Origin of the sequence: Lacisediminimonas sp., assembly GCF_030645335.1 — a bacterium.
Taxonomy (GTDB): domain Bacteria; phylum Pseudomonadota; class Gammaproteobacteria; order Burkholderiales; family Burkholderiaceae_D; genus Lacisediminimonas.
In genome coordinates, this window is the sequence record NZ_JAUSNH010000103.1 from 1 (window position 1) to 16,405 (window position 16,405).

The 16,405-nt window shown below is 61.0% G+C and carries 18 protein-coding genes; 11 read left to right on the forward strand and 7 right to left on the reverse strand.

From position 1 onward, the window contains the following. On the reverse strand, positions 1-555 hold a 555-nt coding region (locus Q7T64_RS07180), incomplete at its 3' end, for an EI24 domain-containing protein (RefSeq protein WP_304793485.1). A 149-nt stretch (positions 556-704) separates the two neighbouring features. Between Q7T64_RS07180 and Q7T64_RS07185 the strand changes: the two genes are divergently transcribed. Both Q7T64_RS07185 and Q7T64_RS07190 read left to right on the forward strand, forming a co-directional pair. Then, entirely contained in the window at positions 705-1,061 is a 357-nt protein-coding gene (locus Q7T64_RS07185) for an FKBP-type peptidyl-prolyl cis-trans isomerase (protein ID WP_304793488.1), read from the forward strand. A gap of 29 nt (positions 1,062-1,090) precedes the next feature. After that, positions 1,091-1,345: an acyl-CoA-binding protein gene (locus Q7T64_RS07190; protein ID WP_304793493.1), complete on the forward strand. Its 255-nt coding sequence runs from the start codon at positions 1,091-1,093 to the stop codon at positions 1,343-1,345. A 74-nt stretch (positions 1,346-1,419) separates the two neighbouring features. Here Q7T64_RS07190 and Q7T64_RS07195 read toward each other — a convergent pair whose 3' ends face one another. From Q7T64_RS07195 to Q7T64_RS07205, 3 genes are all read right to left on the reverse strand, one after another. Beyond that, positions 1,420-2,403, reverse strand: a complete 984-nt coding sequence (locus Q7T64_RS07195) for a D-glycerate dehydrogenase (protein ID WP_304793497.1) — start codon at positions 2,401-2,403, stop codon at positions 1,420-1,422. A gap of 19 nt (positions 2,404-2,422) precedes the next feature. Continuing rightward, the gene (locus Q7T64_RS07200) at positions 2,423-3,826 is read right to left on the reverse strand and encodes a sodium:proton antiporter (protein ID WP_304793500.1); all 1,404 of its coding nucleotides are present in this window, start codon (positions 3,824-3,826) and stop codon (positions 2,423-2,425) included. A gap of 92 nt (positions 3,827-3,918) precedes the next feature. Next, the gene (locus Q7T64_RS07205; RefSeq protein WP_304793503.1) at positions 3,919-5,184 is read right to left on the reverse strand and encodes an ABC transporter substrate-binding protein; all 1,266 of its coding nucleotides are present in this window, start codon (positions 5,182-5,184) and stop codon (positions 3,919-3,921) included. A 257-nt stretch (positions 5,185-5,441) separates the two neighbouring features. On the opposite strand from Q7T64_RS07205, the gene fdxA reads away from it, so the two are divergent. The 6 genes from fdxA (at position 5,442) to Q7T64_RS07235 (ending at position 10,594) form a co-directional block, all read left to right on the forward strand. Next, the gene (gene fdxA, locus Q7T64_RS07210; RefSeq protein WP_304793506.1) at positions 5,442-5,765 is read left to right on the forward strand and encodes a ferredoxin FdxA; all 324 of its coding nucleotides are present in this window, start codon (positions 5,442-5,444) and stop codon (positions 5,763-5,765) included. A 198-nt stretch (positions 5,766-5,963) separates the two neighbouring features. Then, positions 5,964-7,070: an NAD(P)/FAD-dependent oxidoreductase gene (locus Q7T64_RS07215; protein ID WP_304793509.1), complete on the forward strand. Its 1,107-nt coding sequence runs from the start codon at positions 5,964-5,966 to the stop codon at positions 7,068-7,070. Positions 7,071-7,416: 346 nt separating this feature from the next. After that, complete coding sequence (locus tag Q7T64_RS07220) at positions 7,417-8,652, forward strand: polyhydroxyalkanoate depolymerase (protein WP_304793512.1); 1,236 nt, start codon at positions 7,417-7,419, stop codon at positions 8,650-8,652. 116 nt (positions 8,653-8,768) lie between these two features. Further along, entirely contained in the window at positions 8,769-9,494 is a 726-nt protein-coding gene (rsxB, locus tag Q7T64_RS07225) for an electron transport complex subunit RsxB (RefSeq protein WP_304793516.1), read from the forward strand. Then, positions 9,491-10,141: an endonuclease III gene (gene nth, locus Q7T64_RS07230; protein ID WP_304793519.1), complete on the forward strand. Its 651-nt coding sequence runs from the start codon at positions 9,491-9,493 to the stop codon at positions 10,139-10,141. The genes rsxB and nth overlap by 4 nt, the downstream gene beginning before the upstream one ends. A gap of 27 nt (positions 10,142-10,168) precedes the next feature. After that, entirely contained in the window at positions 10,169-10,594 is a 426-nt protein-coding gene (locus Q7T64_RS07235; protein WP_304793522.1) for a DUF1841 family protein, read from the forward strand. A 142-nt stretch (positions 10,595-10,736) separates the two neighbouring features. Here the strand turns inward: Q7T64_RS07235 and Q7T64_RS07240 are convergent, their stop codons facing one another. The 3 genes from Q7T64_RS07240 to Q7T64_RS07250 all read right to left on the reverse strand — a co-directional run bounded on the left by Q7T64_RS07240 (position 10,737) and on the right by Q7T64_RS07250 (position 13,668). After that, positions 10,737-11,090, reverse strand: a complete 354-nt coding sequence (locus Q7T64_RS07240; RefSeq protein WP_304793525.1) for a cytochrome c — start codon at positions 11,088-11,090, stop codon at positions 10,737-10,739. 12 nt (positions 11,091-11,102) lie between these two features. Beyond that, positions 11,103-11,423 carry a cytochrome c gene (locus Q7T64_RS07245; protein WP_304793528.1) on the reverse strand — a complete coding sequence of 107 codons (321 nt, stop codon included), beginning with the start codon at positions 11,421-11,423 and terminating at the stop codon, positions 11,103-11,105. A 214-nt stretch (positions 11,424-11,637) separates the two neighbouring features. Further along, entirely contained in the window at positions 11,638-13,668 is a 2,031-nt protein-coding gene (locus Q7T64_RS07250; RefSeq protein WP_304793531.1) for a preprotein translocase subunit TatB, read from the reverse strand. Positions 13,669-13,969: 301 nt separating this feature from the next. On the opposite strand from Q7T64_RS07250, the gene Q7T64_RS07255 reads away from it, so the two are divergent. From Q7T64_RS07255 to Q7T64_RS07265, 3 genes are all read left to right on the forward strand, one after another. Beyond that, positions 13,970-14,824, forward strand: a complete 855-nt coding sequence (locus tag Q7T64_RS07255) for a MoxR family ATPase (protein ID WP_304793533.1) — start codon at positions 13,970-13,972, stop codon at positions 14,822-14,824. Positions 14,825-14,834: 10 nt separating this feature from the next. Then, the gene (locus Q7T64_RS07260) at positions 14,835-15,446 is read left to right on the forward strand and encodes a GNAT family N-acetyltransferase (protein WP_304793535.1); all 612 of its coding nucleotides are present in this window, start codon (positions 14,835-14,837) and stop codon (positions 15,444-15,446) included. Then, positions 15,440-16,405: VWA domain-containing protein (locus Q7T64_RS07265; protein ID WP_304793538.1), on the forward strand; the 966-nt coding region annotated here is incomplete at its 3' end. The genes Q7T64_RS07260 and Q7T64_RS07265, both read left to right, overlap by 7 nt.

The window sequence follows — 16,405 nt, forward strand, 5'->3', positions numbered from 1 at the left end:
GCTGGCATGTTCGGCCAGCGCGTCGTAAGTCATCACGCGATAGGTCAGCCAGCCCCAGAGCAGCGGCTGGATCATGAACGTGAATGGCGGAATGGCGTTGAGCGGCAAGGTCAGCACCCATAACACGATGAACACCAGGAACGCGGCAGTGGATATCCAGATGCTGCCCCACAGCGATCCGCCCCGGCGCTGCTGCAGGTCACGGTAATGACGGGACGACAGGTGCCTGACGATCGCGGGCACGGCCAATATGCCCACAAAAAGCAGTGCGGTCAGGATCATCAGCGGCAACAGCAACCACATTGCCAGCAAGGGCACCAGGATGGGCTTCATGCTGCCCAGCCCGACCCATTCCAGCGCATCGCCGCTGAAGGTGAACAGGCTGTTGTCGGTGAACCATGCCTGCATGGCGTCGATCAGCGGCTGCAGCCCAAGCCATAGCAGCACGCCCCAGATCACGATTGAAATGACGAACGGGAGGACAGTCAGCAACAGCATGCGCCAGTGCAGCTGCGAATACAGTGCGCGCGAAAAGGAGATCAACAATAGTCGCATCGGTTGGCCGGACTCCGTTGAAGTGATGGCTCGAGCCGGCATTTGCCAGCGAACCCCATTCTAGCTGGTCTGGCCCGGCTCAAGCGCACAGCGGCCACCCGCTGCTACAATCCCCGGCTTTACTCACCATTCTCAGATCAAGGACCATCATGTCGACCGTTACCACTGCTTCCGGACTGCAATATGACGACGTCACGCCAGGCACCGGCGCCGAAGCGAAAGCCGGCGCCCATGTCACCGTGCACTACACCGGCTGGCTGCAAAATCCGGATGGCAGCGCCGGCAAGAAATTCGATTCCAGCAAGGATCGCGGCGATCCCTTCGATTTTCCGCTGGGCGCGGGGAATGTGATCCAGGGCTGGGACGAAGGCGTGCAGGGCATGAAGGTGGGCGGACTGCGCCGGCTGGTAATTCCTTCTTCTCTCGGCTATGGTCCGCGCGGCGCGGGCGGCGTGATTCCCCCGAACGCCACGCTGATATTCGACGTCGAATTGCTCGCGGTCTGAATCTCCAGATCCTGACTTCGGGAGCGAACATGGAACTGCAACAGCGATTTGAACAAGCCGTCGCAGAGTCGAAGGGCCTGCCTGAGCGGCCGGACCCGATGACGCTGCTGAAAATCTATGGCTTGTACAAGCAGGCGTCGGCGGGCGATGTCACGGGTGAACGTCCGGGCATGACCGAGATGGTCGCCCGCGCCAAGTGGGATGCCTGGAATGGCCTGAAAGGCACATCCAGGGATGAGGCGATGGGTCGCTATGTCGACCTGATCGAGGAACTGAAGGGCTGATGCACAGGTGAGCCGGGCCGCTTGCGGACCCGGCCTTCCGGTCCGCCACCGCACTCGTATCGGACCGGATGAACTTATGCCCCGCCCAACACCGCCGGATTGACCAGGTTCGGCGGCCGCCGTCCTTCCAGGGCGGCAATCAGGTTATCCGCAGCGCAATTTGCCATCGCCAATCGCGTATTGCGCGATGAACTGGCAATGTGCGGCGTGAGAACCACATTCTTCAGTGAAAGAAAATCCGGATTGAAGGCCGGTTCATTTTCGAACACGTCGATACCCGCGCCAGCAATACGCCCAAGCTTCAATGCGGCGATCAGTGCGGCGTCATCCACCACACCGCCGCGGGCTATATTGACCAGGGTTGCGCTCGGCTTCATCAGCGCGATCTCGGCCGCGCCGATCATGTGATGCAGGGCCGGCGAGTAAGGCACGACCAGGATCACATGGTCCGCCGTGCGCAATAGCTCGTCGCGTGGAACATGGCGCGCATTGTTGGCGCGCGCCTCCAGCGCAGGGTCCAGCCGCGAACGGTTGTGGTAAATCACCTGCATGTCAAAGCCCATCGAGCGGCGCGCGATTGCCTGGCCGATGCGCCCCATGCCGATGATCCCCAGCGTAGCGCCATGCACATCCACGCCCATGAAGCCGTCGTAGCGCCAGCGATCCCATTTCCCCGCGCGCAGCCATTGCTCGGACTCGGTCACCCGGCGCGCCGTTGCCATCATCAGCGCGAAGCCAAAGTCGGCGGTGGTCTGGTTGAGTACTTCGGGCGTATTGGTCACCGCAATGCCGGCGGCCGTCGCCGCAGCGACGTCAATGTTGTTGTAGCCGACAGCCATGTTGCAAATCGCCTTGAGCTGCCCGCAAGCCTGCACGACGGCCGGCGAAATGCTTTCCGACAGCGTACTGAATACGCCATCCTTGTCGGCCAGCTTCGCGATCAATTCGGCTTGCGTGAAGATGCGGTCCTCCTGATTGGTCTCCAGCGCGAAATGCTGCGCCAGCCGTTCAATGACTTCCGGAAAAATCTCGCGCGTCACCAGTATCTTTTTTTTCATCGATTGCATCGCGTAATCCTCAGAAGAACAGCAGCGTCATCACAACGAACAATGGCAGCAGCACCACGCCGGACCACGCCATGTAACCGAAGAACGAGGGCATGCGCACGCCACGCTCTTCGGCAATTGCCTTGACCATCAGGTTGGGCGCGTTGCCGATATAACTGTTGGCGCCCATGAACACCGCGCCGCAGGAAATCGCCGCCAGCGTCGACGCCATGGTCGTCATCAGCACCTGGGCGTCGCCGCCGGCGGTATTGAAAAACACCAGGTAGGTCGGAGCATTGTCAAGAAAGGACGAGAGTATGCCGGAGGCCCAGAAATACATCGCGTCGATGGGACGGCCGTCCGGTCCGGTGACGGCCTGGATGATGGGCGCAAACTGCCCTTCCAGGCCGGCGCGCAGCATGGCGATCACCGGCACGATGGTGATGAAAATCCCGGCGAACAGGATGGCGACCTCAACCACCGGCCCCCAGGAAAAATCATTCCCTTCGCGTGCGGTGCGCGGCGTGATCAACAAGGAGCAGCCGATCACCAGCAACAAGGCGACATCGCGCAGGATGTTCTGCAATTCGACCTGCGTCCCCAGCACGTTGAACGCGATGCCCGGCTTCCACAAGCCACTCATCAGCACCAGGCCGACGATCACACCCAACAGCACGAAATTCGCCTTTCCTTCCAGCCGCAATGCGGAATCCGGCGTCGGGTCGAGCGCAGCCGGAAGCGTTTCCTCGCGATTGCGGCAATACCAGCTATCGAGCAGGAAGAACATCGCCAGCAGAGTGCCGCACAGGAACAGCGTCTCCGGGTAAATATGCTTCATGGTCCAGAAAAAATCGACGCCCTTCAGGAAACCCAGGAACAGCGGCGGGTCGCCCAGCGGGGTCAGCGAACCGCCTGCGTTGGAAACCAGGAAGATGAAGAACACGACGATATGCGTGGCGTGCTTGCGGTTGTCGTTGGCGCGGATCAGCGGCCGGATCATCAGCATCGACGCGCCGGTCGTGCCCATGACACTGGCCAGCACGGTACCCAGCGCCAGGATCCCGGTATTCAACAACGGCGTGCCGTGCAGGTTGCCACGCAGGCAGATGCCGCCGGCAACCGTGAACAGCGCCGTGATCAGGATGATGAACGGGATGAATTCTGCAGTTGATGCATGCACCACGCTGCCCGCAGCAGTGCCGAACCCGAACAGCAGCGCACACGGAAGCAGGAAGGCAGCAGCCCAGCCAAAAGTGATCTTGCCGTAATGGGGATGCCATTTGAAGGGGAACAGCAAGGGCCCGAGCGCAATCGACAAAAGCAGTCCGGCAAACGGCACCGCCCACAGGATCGACAAGCCCTTGCCGTCGAGTTCGGCAGCAAAGGCCCATGAAGGGGACAGCACCAACAGCAGGCCCAAGAGTTTCGCGCGCAATTCCAATTCCGTACTCCGCCAAGTTTATGAATGACGCGTATTGTATGGCGGGATTGTGCGTCCGTTAAGCGCCCCTTGTTTCTGCCGGCGCACTAGCGCATGGCGGATGCCGGACGATTGGCGCGCACGAAGTCTTCTCCCGGAAGGTATTTTGCACCGTCCAGATAGCGCCATTGGACTCCCGGCCCGCGCGCCACCAAATGGCCGATGAATGCCCCCATCGTGGCCTGGTGGTCGATTGCCCGGATCTGGATCTTGCCGACCGGTGATTCGAATTCCATCCCGCGCAGCGCCTGGATCAGGGCTTCCGAGTCGGCACTGCCGGCATTGCGCAGTGCCTGCGCAATGGCCTGGATCATCGTGTAGCCGATCAGCGCTGGCAACTGCGGCTCGACACGGTATTTATCGAAAAAAGCCTGCCGAAATGGCGCATACCCGGGAATGTCGGTGCCGGCCGGCGGCGAACCTGCCACCATCCATCCGGCCAGCGCAGTGCCCTGCAAGGCCTTGATGACTGCCGGCCCGGCGCCGGCCATCGACACCAGTCGCGCCTGCTCGAAAACGCGGGTGTGGCGGCTTTGCTCCAGCAAGCGGTCCAGGTCGGGGCCGAAACAGGCGTTGAACACGGCATCCGGCTTGGCCCGCGCCAGCGCCGCCACCACTGCTGGCGCGTCCAGCTTGCCCAGCGCCGGCCATTGTTCGTCGACGAACTCAACATCAGGACGACGCGCCTTGAGCAGGGTGCGGAAGTTGGCGACCGCGCTTTGCCCGTACTCGTAATTTGGCGCAACGATCGCCCAGCGACGAGCAGGCATTGCCGCCGCCTGTTCGACCAGCATCGCCGCCTGCATGTAGGTGGATGGCCGCAAGCGGAAGGTATAGCGATTACCCCTGTCCCAGGTAAGGGTATCGCTCTGCGGCCCGGCAGCGATGAACACTTTCTTGTTTTTTGCAGCGATCGACGACACCGCAAGGCCGACATTGGAGAGATAGGTGCCAGCCAGCAGGTCGACCTCGTGGTTGACGATCAGCTCCTGGGCGCGACGCGATGCGTTGTTGCGGGCCGCGCCATCATCGACCGAAATCACTTGCAGCGGGCGTTGCGCAACGCCGCCGGCGGCGTTCACCTGCGCCACGGCCAGTTGCCAGCCGCGGCGATAATCGTCTGCAAACTCGGGAAAGTCGGCATAACTGTTGAGTTCGCCAATCTTCCAGTTGGCGGCCTGCGCATCGCCGGCAAACCAGGAGAGCGCCAGCCCGAACAGCAGGCAGCCGCCAAAAAACACCCGCCGTATCCGATCCTGGCACGGCCTTGCCAGGGCGAAGGAAGAGTCCGCCGCCTCCATTTGCTTATTCATATTTCGTCTAAGTCCGGTTTGTTACCCTAGTACTTTTGCCTTAAAATACAGGGCTTTGCAACAGGAACCTACGCGCTGCGGGCTGATCGCGCGCAAATGCGTGCACCCGGCCCGCGCCGGAGGACTTTAGCGTACCGGGAACCCGCTGGCATGCGGCGCCTGCGCCTGGCGCACCTGGCCTTTGCGGCGCAGCGCCCTTCCTGTACGTAACCGGCCCTCATTGATGGCATTTGAAACAAGACTGACTTAGGACCGTTATGACCCATGTTGTGACCGAATCGTGCATCCGCTGCCGCTACACGGACTGCGTGGACGTATGCCCCGTAGATTGCTTCCGCCAGGGACCGAACTTCCTGGTCATCGATCCGGACGAGTGCATCGATTGCGCAGTCTGTGTTGCAGAATGCCCGGTCAATGCCATCTACGCCGAAGAAGATGTGCCGGCCGACCAACAGCAGTTCATCAAGATCAATATCGACCTGTGCCGCACCTGGCCGTCGATCACCAAGAGCACGAGCCCCTTGCCTGACGCCGACGATTGGAAAGACGTCACCGAAAAGCAGCAGTTCCTGCAGCGCTGACCACCCGGTGGCAACGACTGTTGCAGCCGCCACCGCCGGACGCACCACTGTTGCAATCGGCACCTGTTGTAAGCCGCGGCTGTTGCAAACCGCCGCTGTTGCAAAATGCATTACCGGCCCGGGCCGCCCCGGCCGTATTCCCGGGCATTTTCCATCCCTGCGCCCGGGACCGTTGAACCAGACAGGATTTCAAGCCGCATGGATACCACCGCACACGCCAACGAAAGCAGCCCCCAGGCACCTGGGCAAACCGGCAATGGCCGTCATGGCCCGATCGAGGCCGATGCCGTCATCATCGGCGCCGGCCCGGTTGGCTTGTTCCAGGTTTTCGAGCTAGGACTGCTGGAAATCAAGGCGCATGTCATCGATTCACTGCCGGTGATTGGCGGCCAGTGCGTCGAGCTGTATCCCGACAAGCCCATCTACGATATTCCCGCCGTGCCGATCTGCACCGGCCAGGAGCTGACCGATAACCTGCTCAAACAGATCGCACCGTTTGACCCGACCTTCCACCTCGGCCAGGAAGTCACGCTGGTCGAACGGCGCGAAGACGGCCGCTTCAATCTTGAAACCTCGGCTGGCAACCGCTTCATCACCAAGACCATTTTCATTGCGGCTGGCGTCGGTTCATTCCAGCCCCGCACCCTGAAAGTCGAGGGCATCGACAAGTACGATGGCAGCCAGTTATTTTACCGGGTCAGGGATCCGCAGCGCTTTCACGGGAAAAACCTGGTAGTTTGCGGCGGCGGCGATTCGGCACTCGATTGGGCCCTGAATTTTGCGGGCAGCGCCGAATCGGTCGTGCTGCTGCATCGCCGTGAAGAATTCCGCGCTGCGCCGGCGTCAGTCGCCAAAATGAAGGCGCTGTGCGACAACTATGAAATGCAGTTGCTGATCGGGCAAGTGACGGGAATCGAGGAAAAAGACGGCCAGCTCAGCGAGATCAAGGTGACCGGCGCAGATGGCGTGACCCGCCGCCTGCCGCTGGATTACCTGCTGGTGTTTTTCGGCTTGTCACCCAAGCTGGGGCCAATCGCCGACTGGGGCCTGGAGATCGAGCGCAAGCAGCTCAAGGTCGACACCGAGAAGTTCCAGACCAATGTGCCCGGAATCTTCGCCGTCGGCGACATCAATACCTATCCGGGCAAGAAAAAATTGATCCTGTCGGGCTTCCATGAAGCCGCCCTGGCGGCCTTCGGCGCTGCGCCGATCATCTTCCCCGACAAGAAAATCCACATGCAATACACGACGACCTCACCCAAGCTGCACAAGATCCTCGGCGTCGAAACCCCGGTTTTCGACTGAGGCGCGGCATCGTCCGCCATAGCGCCCTGGCCCGACCGGGCGCTGCCTGCAAGCTGTTGCCGGCTGTACTGGACCGTGCCGCCCTCCCTTTGGCCAGGCATTGCCACGCGCGGCAAGGCACACAATTTGCAACAATGTCATCACTTGACGCTGGGCGGTGTCGTCCACATTTACCTGCTGAGATAAGGACCGTTTCAAAAACGCACCGTATCGGCATTCCTTGACATATTTACAGGCCGTACCCGAAACGATACAGATTCCGACGGAAATGCAATAGACTTGTCGAATGATGCATTGCGGCAATCGCCAAAAGCCGTGAGAATCGGGAGCCCTTGAAAGGAACAAGATGCTGTATCAACTGCATGAAATGAATCGTACGATGCTAAGCCCGCTGATCCAGTGGGCCGAAGCGTCGAGCAAACTCTTTACCAACCCGATTTCGCCCTTGGCCCATACGCCGTTTTCACAACGGATCGCCGCGGGCTACGAACTGATGTTCCGCCTCGGGAAGGACTACGAAAAGCCTGAATTCGATATCACCAGCACCAGCGTCGATGGCGTGGATGTTGCCGTGTTCGAAAAGGTGGCGATCGAGAAACCCTTCTGCCGCTTGCTGCATTTCAAGAAAGACTTGAGCACCGCGCGCGAGGCGCAACTCAAGCAGCCGCGTGTATTGCTGGTCGCGCCACTGTCGGGGCATCATTCCACGCTGCTGCGCGATACCGTGCGCGGCATGCTGCCGCTGCATGACGTCTATATCACCGACTGGACCGACGCCCGCATGGTGCCCGAGGGCGACGGCCCGTTCCATCTGCACACCTACGTCCACTACATACAGGACTTCATCCGGGCACTGGGTCCCGACCTGCACGTGGTGTCGGTGTGCCAGCCGACCGTGCCGGTACTGGCCGCGATCTCGCTGATGGCGACCGCCAAGGATCCGATGCTGCCAAAGACGATGACGATGATGGGCGGCCCGATCGATCCGCGCAAATCACCAACGCAGGTGAATGACCTGGCCACGCGCAAGCCCTACTCCTGGTTTGAAAACACGCTGATCTACAGTGTGCCGCCGAACTATCCCGGTTCCGGACGCAAGGTTTATCCGGGTTTCCTGCAGCATGCCGGCTTTGTCGCAATGAATCCGCGCCGTCACGCCCAGAGCCACTGGGACTTCTACATGCACCTGCGGGAAGGCGACAACGAGTCCGCTGAAGATCATCGCAAGTTCTACAACGAATACAACGCCGTGCTCGACATGCCGGCCGAGTACTACCTGGAAACAATCAAGACGGTATTCCAGGATTTCGCGCTGGCCACCGGCACCTGGGAAGTCAACGGCGAACTGGTGCGTCCGCAAGATATCAAGACGGTTGCCTTGTTCACCATTGAAGGCGAGCTCGACGATATCTCCGGCTCCGGCCAGACCGAGGCAGCACATGGACTGTGCTCATCGATTCCGAAATCGAAAAAGCATCATTTCACTGCGCCAAAATGCGGCCATTACGGCATTTTCTCGGGCAGGCGCTGGCGTGAAGTCGTTGCGCCGCGCATAGCAGCGTTCATCCGCGAGAACGGCTAAATCAGCTGGTGGGCGCCGGATGTTGCAGGCCAATCGCTGGCCCGCAACATCCGGCGTGGTCCGATTGGTCAAAGCGCAATTTGAACCACCCTGCGTTTAGCGGGATAATGGGCGCCATGCCCGCTATCCCTGATCGCCATTCTCCCCCCGCTTCCCTCGCTGACCAGATCGAAGACCTGCTGCCGCAAACGCAATGCACGAAGTGCGGCTATAGCGGATGCCGGCCTTACGCCGAAGCGATCGCCACAGGCCAGGCCAGCTACAACCAATGCCCGCCCGGCGGCGCAGAAGGCGTAGCGCGGCTGGCGGCCCTGCTCGGCAAGCCGGTGATACCAATCAATCCAGCCAACGGAATTGAGCGCGAGCGTCCCGTTGCCGTGATCGATGAAGCGCTCTGCATAGGTTGTACCTTGTGCATCCAGGCCTGCCCGGTCGATGCCATCATCGGCGCAGCCAAGCAGATGCATACCGTGGCGCCGGCGCTTTGCACCGGCTGCGACCTGTGCGTGGCGCCCTGCCCGGTCGACTGCATCGCCATGGTTGGCGTAACGCCAGGACAGACCGGCTGGGACGCCTGGTCGCAGCAGCAGGCCGACGCCGCCCGCGTGCGCTATGAATTCCGGACCGTCCGCCTGCAACGCGAGCAGCAAGAAAACGATGCCCGGCTGCTGGCCAAAGCGGCAGCCAAGCTCAGGCAACTGGAACAGGAGGCCGCTGGCAGCGCGGAACAACAACATGAACAGGCGCGCAAGAAAGCCATCATTGCCGCCGCCATGGAACGCGCGCGCCTGAAAAAACTGGCGCAGCAAGCAATAGCATCCCCGCAACAGGACGCACCATGAACGCCGAAAAGCGACATGCCATTTTCTCGCGCTTTCTGGCGGCCAATCCGCACCCGACCACCGAACTCGAATACACGACGCCATTCGAGCTGCTGATCGCCGTGATCCTGTCGGCGCAAGCCACCGATGTCTCGGTCAACAAGGCGATGCGCAAGTTATTCCCGGTCGCAAATACGCCAGCGCAGATTTTTGCGCTGGGCGAAGAGGGCTTGATTCCCTACATCCAGACCATTGGCCTGTATCGGACCAAGGCGCGCAATGTCATCGCGACCTGCCGCATCCTGCTGGCCGAACACCAGGGTGAAGTGCCACGCAGCCGCGAGCAACTCGAAGCACTGCCCGGCGTGGGCCGCAAGACGGCAAACGTGATCCTGAATACCGCCTTTGGCCAGGTCGCGATTGCCGTCGATACGCATATTTTCCGGGTCTCCAACCGCACCGGCATCGCTCCAGGAAAAAACGTCGAGGAAGTCGAACGAAAACTGATCAGGCTGGTGCCGCCCGAATTCCGGATGGACGCACACCACTGGCTGATCCTGCATGGTCGCTACACCTGCACGGCACGCAACCCGCAATGCTGGAATTGCATCATAGCGGACCTGTGCGACTATCCCGACAAAACACCGCTGCCGGCCAAGGGCGTTTAAGAAGCCGATTAACGAGGGCGATCCCCCATGTTCAACCCATCCCAGGACGATGTGCGGCGCTTTTTTTGCGAGACCTGGCGCAAGCAAAAAGCCCGTGAAGTCCTGACACCGCTCGAAGCGATTGCCCGCGACTGGCTGCTCCAGCATCCGGAATACCAGGATGACGTGGACAATCTCGACAGGGCGCTGGCCGCCGACTATTCAGTCGAGCGCGGCCAGAGCAATCCTTTCCTGCACTTGTCGATGCATTTATCGATTGCTGAACAGATCTCGATCGACCAGCCGCCGGGCATACGGGCCGCCTTTCTTCAACTGGCGCAAAAGCGCGGCTCGGAACATGATGCGCACCATGCCGTCATGGAGTGCCTGGGTCAGATGCTGTGGAATGCACAGCGCGCCGGTCTACCGCCAGACGGTGCGGCTTACGTGGAGTGCGTGCGCCGCCAGGCTTGATCGCGGCAACTGGTGCTGGCAATTGGCGGTGGTAAAAATCGACAAGGCATAAAAAAAGCCCTTTCACGCGGAAAGGGCTTTTTTTTGAAGCAGCCTTGTTGCCGGCCGCTTCGTCAGGCTGACCGGAGCGAAAGGACTGCGCTTATTTGCGCAGTACCAGGCTTCCCGGCAGGCTGGACAGATAGGCCGCGATATTGGCGATGTCCTGCTTGGACAGGGGTTTGGCCTGGGCGCCCATGATCGCATTGCCGCGCCCGTTCGGGCCGCTTGCACCGCGCTGGTAAGCCAGCAATGCAAATTGCAGGTAATCGCTGTGCTGGCCGGCGATTTTCGGATAGCTCGGATCGATTGGCGAATTGTAGTCCGCACCATGGCAGGACGCGCAGTTGTACTTGGCAGCGGCAGCCTTGCCAGCGGCGACATTACCGGCCGCCGCAGCATTGAACGACAGCGCGGATGCGCCGGCCAGCAGCGCAAGAGCAAATATTTTCTTCATGACTGGCTTCCCTTATTTCTGCGAGGCGTAGTAAGCAGCAAGATCGGCGATGTCCTGGTCGGACAGGCTGGCGGCAATACCGCGCATGCTCGGATTCTTGCGATCACCTTTTTTATAGGCATTCAGCGCCGCTTCCAGGAATTTGGCGCTTTGGCCGCCAATCATTGGCACCTGGTACACCTCGGGGAACGAAGCCTTGTAGCCCGGGATGCCGTGGCAGCCGATGCACATCGAGTTTTTGTTCGCGCCTGCCTGGGCGTTGCCGACAGCGTCCGCTGCAGCGGATACCTGGGCCACGGTCGCCAGCAAGAACAGTGCAAGGAATTTCTTCATGGTAGATGGAATAGTGTTGGAAAACTCGTGAAGATTGCGCGCCAGACGCCTACATCAACGGCACCGGTCTCCCTGTCATTGCACGCAAAACCGGCACATTCTAACCTACTCGGTCGCGTGCGTCCACGCAACAGCAAGCCGCAGCACCTGCCGGTGCACGGATCGCGGCCGCTGCCATGTCCGGGGCTACGCAGATACGGCCCCGGATCGCGGGTCAATGCGTACCGGTGCGATCGGGCCGGTCTGGCTCGGCCTGCTCGATTTCACGACGCTGCGGCCCCCTTGCCTGCTGCGGCGTTGGCCGCCGCTGCGGCGGCAGCACGAAAGCCAGTGGTGCGGCACGCAGGCGGCGCCACAAGGAGCGCATCACCATCTTGCGCGCACGGCCCCTGACACCTTTTGCGTACAAGGCCAGCGCCAGCGAACAAAGGAAAGCGGTCGCGACATTGAGCAAGCCGCTGGCCACCACGCCGGCGACTGCCAGCCAGGTGGAAGCTTCCTGCCAGAAGCCTGCGCCGGCAGAACTCGCCGCCACAGCCAGCATGCCTGCCGACAGCACGCCATGGCGAATGTCGAGATGCACGCCGAAAAAGCCTCCGAGCGCCGGCAGCATGCCCAGCAATACGGCCAGTGCAAGCCCCCCTGCAATCGCGGAAACATGGCCGGCCACCCAATCAGCCAGGCGTAGCGCACGTGCGGGCCCGAGCAGCATGCGCAGACCCGGGTGATGCGCCACTGCATCACGCAAACGATGCAGCACGAACCAGTTGCCGGCCAGTCCGGCAGCCAGGCTGGCCAGCCAGCACATCAGGCCAGTGAGCACCGCCAGCACCGGCGTGAATCCGAACAAGGACAGGGACCGCACGACGTCGCCGACGGCGCCTTCCGCCAGCAGGCTGACGCCGCCCCATGCCCGCACTGCCACGGCGATCACCACGACCACCGGCACGGCGACGACCAGGTTTCCCATTGTCGCGGCGGCCTGCGCCCGCAATAAGGCCGCGCTGTCCTTCAGTAACCCGCGCAAGCCTTCGACCGTGTCGAGCAACCCCATGCGCGCAGCAAGGATAGGCGCCACCACCGGCGACTGCCTTCCCGCCAGTGCACCGCCAAGCAGGCCGATGCCCAGCAGGGTCGTTCCGAACAAGCCTGAATATGCGAGCAGTTCGAAGAAACCCGCCATCTTGGTGGTTTCGATTACGAACATGCCCATCACGGTCAGCGCCAGCATCGAACCGGCAACAGATCCGGCCCGCAGGATCTCGCCGTACTGTTGGCGATCATGGGCGATGTGGTGTTCCTGCTGTCCGCTATGCCGCTCGACGACCTTGCGCGCCAGCAGCGAAAAACTGCGCCCGATCATGCTGCCGGTTGCCCAACGATGATGGTCGCGTACACGGTCGGCCAGGAAGTCCTGGATGGCCTGTGCCGCGCCGTCCTCGCCGAGCGTGGCGCGCAGCTCGATCAGGCGTCCCATGCGCGCGATACGGGCGCGCAATTGCTCGACCTCGACCACCAGCGCCACCGACACGCCGTATTCGTCGAGATGTTCATAGACCTTGTCAGTCTGGGCCTGGCATACGGCCAACAGCATGCGCACGCTGCGCATTGCGCCTTCATCCTTGCCGGGCAGGGAGAGGTATTTCTCCAGTTCGCGCCGCAGCGCCATGAACGGGGTTGTGCGCAAAGGCAGCAGCGGGCCAAGCCGCTGCCGCATCTCGGGGCTGATGCCGGTGGCCACCACGGCATTCACCAGGAAATGCAGCGCCTCATCGATCTGCTGCTGCAAGCCATGGCCGATGCCATCGTCGGCAATCAGCTTCCAGAGCCGGCGCCGCAGCACCGGATCAAGGCTGCGCAACCAGCGTTCATCTTTCTCTTGCGGAAACATGGCAAGCAACAGGGCCGACAGGTCGCCTGGCACCAGCGTACCGGGCAGGATCAGGCGGCCGACGCGGCGCGTCATCTCGCCCAGAAGGTTCGCCTTGGGCGACAGGCCGGCGCCACAGAACAGTTCCGGCCCGCCCGCCTCGCGCAGCGTCTTCTGGATTGTCGCCTGCACCAGACGGCGGATCTCCTTGTCCTGCTGCAGCCAGTCCAGCATCAACCTGGTACGGCGATGCGCACACACCAGGCCCGATGTCTGTTCCGACCAAACTGGCGCTTCTGCACGCAACCAGGCCGCCACTTCCACCATCCAGTGGGCGCGCTCGATCCATGATGCAAAAGGCGCCGCGCGGCGCATCAAATGCTCAGCCTGGCGCAACTCCCGCGGGTCAGGGCCGGCGGAGCGGACGGGACCTGCTTTACCCAGCAGCCTGCGGCAGCGAGCCCAGGCTCTCAAAATATAAAATTTCATTGCTCTCCTCATAAGCCATCTGATCCGGCGTGGGCGCCGGTATCGGTATCGGAAGCGGCATGGACCAAAGCCAGTCAGGCGCGCAGCGCGGCGCTGCAACAACCAGGCAACATGGGGGCGTCGCAGGGGCGTTTATGGCATTTCGCTTATACTGGAATTTCTTTCGATTTCATTGATAAACAACATCATGCGACAAGAAACACGGTTCGAGGGTTCCCAGAGTTATGTTGCCACCGAGGATTTGAAGCTGGCAGTCAATGCCGCCCTGACCTTGCAGCGTCCGCTGTTGATCAAAGGCGAGCCGGGCACCGGAAAAACCATGCTCGCCGAGGAAGTTGCTGCCGCGCTCGGCATGCCATTGTTGCAATGGCATATCAAGTCCACCACCAAGGCGCAACAGGGATTGTACGAGTATGACGCCGTGTCGCGCTTGCGCGATTCGCAACTCGGCGACGAACGGGTCAAGGACATACACAACTATATCGTACAAGGCGTGCTGTGGAAGGCGTTCGATGCCGAGCAACGGCTGGTATTGCTGATCGACGAGATCGACAAGGCCGACATTGAGTTCCCGAACGACCTGCTGCGCGAACTCGACCGCATGGAATTCTATGTGTACGAGACGCGCGAAATGGTGCGCGCCAAGCACCGGCCGCTGGTCATCATCACGTCCAACAACGAAAAAGAATTGCCCGACGCCTTCCTGCGCCGCTGCTTTTTTCATTACATCAAGTTTCCCGACAAGGACACGATGCAGCAGATCGTCGATGTCCACTATCCTAACCTGAAGAAAGACTTGCTGGCGCAGGCGCTGCAGACTTTCTACGAGGTGCGCGAGGTAGCCGGGCTGAAGAAAAAGCCATCCACGTCGGAGTTGCTCGACTGGCTCAAGTTGCTGATGGCGGAAGACATTCCGCCCGAGGCATTGCGCAGCAAGGATGCCAAGGCCATCGTGCCGCCGCTGCATGGCGCGCTGCTGAAGAATGAGCAGGACGTGCATCTGTTCGAACGCCTGGTGTTCATGTCGCGGGCAAACCGCTGAAGCACTCGCCATGGCATTCATCGAGCCGGTCACCCTGGGCGGAACGCATGCGACGCTGGAGCCACTGGCTGCAGCGCACCACGATGCACTCAATGCCGCAGCCGCCGATGGCCGGCTGTGGTCCTTGTGGTACACATTCGTGCCCGGCCCGGACAAGATGCGCGAATACATCGATACCGCACTGGCCATGCGCGAACATGGCGGCGCGATGCCGTTCGTGATCCGCGACAATGCCAGCGGCGAGATCGTCGGCTGTACCCGCTACTTCAATGTGGACGCCGCCAACCGCCGGCTGGAAATCGGACATACCTGGCATGCTGCACGCGTGCAGCGCACTGCGATCAATACCGAATGCAAGCACATGCTGCTGACCCATGCCTTTGAATCGCTGCAATGCATCGCGGTCGAATTCCGCACGCACTGGATGAACCACCAATCACGCACGGCAATTGCCCGGCTTGGCGCAAAACAGGATGGCGTGCTGCGCAACCACCAGCGCATGGCAGACGGCTCGCTGCGCGACACGGTGGTTTTTTCCATCATTGAATCCGAGTGGCCCACGGTACGGCGGCACTTGCAATACCAACTAGACCGGGCGCACGCCAATAAGCAGACATGCTGATCGATTTCTTTTTCACGCTGAAAGACGCGAAAATCCCGGTATCGATCAAGGAATTCCTGATCCTGCTGGAAGCCATGCAAAAGAACGTGATCGGGCCCTCGCTCGACGAGTTCTACTACTTGTCGCGCACGACGCTGGTCAAGGACGAAGCGCATTACGACAAGTTCGACCGCGCATTCGGCCTGTACTTCAAGGGCATCGAATCGATCTTCGAAAAGAATGCCGATATTCCGCTCGACTGGCTCATGAAGCGGCTGGAGCGCGACCTGACGCCAGAGCAAAAAGCAGCGCTGGAAAAGCTCGGCTACGACAAGCTGATGGACAAGCTCAAGCAATTGCTGGAAGAGCAGAAAGAGCGGCATGAAGGCGGCAACCGCTGGATCGGCACCGGCGGCACCTCGGCGTTCGGCAATAACGGCACCAACCCGGAAGGAATTCGCATAGGCGGCGAAGGCCGCAATCGCACCGCAGTCAAGGTGTGGGACGCACGTTCGTACCGCGATTACGACGACCAGCGCGAACTCGGCACCCGCAACATCAAGGTAGCGCTGCGCCGGCTGCGCCGCTTCGCGCGCGAAGGCGCAGAGGATGAACTCGCGCTCGACGACACCATCCGCGCCACCGCCAATAATGCCGGCTACCTCGACATCCGGATGCAGCCCGAACGCAAGAACAATATCAAGGTACTGATGTTGCTCGACGTCGGCGGCAGCATGGACGACCACATTGCCCGCACCGAAGAATTGTTTTCCGCCGCCAAGACCGAGTTCAAGAACATGGAGTTCCTGTACTTCCACAACTGCGTCTACGACTACCTGTGGAAGAACAACCGGCGCCGACATGCCGAGCGCTTTCCGACTTGGGACATCCTGCGCAAGTACACCCCCGACACCAAGCTGATCTTCGTTGGCGACGCCACCATGAGCCCGTATGAAATCGTACAGGCTGGCGGCTCGGTG

Bases quoted from the DNA above. Each gene is read 5' to 3' on its own strand.
- Q7T64_RS07185 (WP_304793488.1), top strand. From the start codon at position 705: ATGTCGACCGTTACCACTGCTTCCGGACTGCAATATGACGACGTCACG.
- Q7T64_RS07190 (WP_304793493.1), top strand. From the start codon at position 1,091: ATGGAACTGCAACAGCGATTTGAACAAGCCGTCGCAGAGTCGAAGGGC.
- Q7T64_RS07195 (WP_304793497.1), bottom strand. From the start codon at position 2,403: ATGAAAAAAAAGATACTGGTGACGCGCGAGATTTTTCCGGAAGTCATT.
- Q7T64_RS07205 (WP_304793503.1), bottom strand. From the start codon at position 5,184: ATGAATAAGCAAATGGAGGCGGCGGACTCTTCCTTCGCCCTGGCAAGG.
- fdxA (WP_304793506.1), top strand. From the start codon at position 5,442: ATGACCCATGTTGTGACCGAATCGTGCATCCGCTGCCGCTACACGGAC.
- Q7T64_RS07215 (WP_304793509.1), top strand. From the start codon at position 5,964: ATGGATACCACCGCACACGCCAACGAAAGCAGCCCCCAGGCACCTGGG.
- Q7T64_RS07220 (WP_304793512.1), top strand. From the start codon at position 7,417: ATGCTGTATCAACTGCATGAAATGAATCGTACGATGCTAAGCCCGCTG.
- rsxB (WP_304793516.1), top strand. From the start codon at position 8,769: ATGCCCGCTATCCCTGATCGCCATTCTCCCCCCGCTTCCCTCGCTGAC.
- nth (WP_304793519.1), top strand. From the start codon at position 9,491: ATGAACGCCGAAAAGCGACATGCCATTTTCTCGCGCTTTCTGGCGGCC.
- Q7T64_RS07235 (WP_304793522.1), top strand. From the start codon at position 10,169: ATGTTCAACCCATCCCAGGACGATGTGCGGCGCTTTTTTTGCGAGACC.
- Q7T64_RS07240 (WP_304793525.1), bottom strand. From the start codon at position 11,090: ATGAAGAAAATATTTGCTCTTGCGCTGCTGGCCGGCGCATCCGCGCTG.
- Q7T64_RS07245 (WP_304793528.1), bottom strand. From the start codon at position 11,423: ATGAAGAAATTCCTTGCACTGTTCTTGCTGGCGACCGTGGCCCAGGTA.
- Q7T64_RS07250 (WP_304793531.1), bottom strand. From the start codon at position 13,668: ATGCGCCGCGCGGCGCCTTTTGCATCATGGATCGAGCGCGCCCACTGG.
- Q7T64_RS07255 (WP_304793533.1), top strand. From the start codon at position 13,970: ATGCGACAAGAAACACGGTTCGAGGGTTCCCAGAGTTATGTTGCCACC.
- Q7T64_RS07260 (WP_304793535.1), top strand. From the start codon at position 14,835: ATGGCATTCATCGAGCCGGTCACCCTGGGCGGAACGCATGCGACGCTG.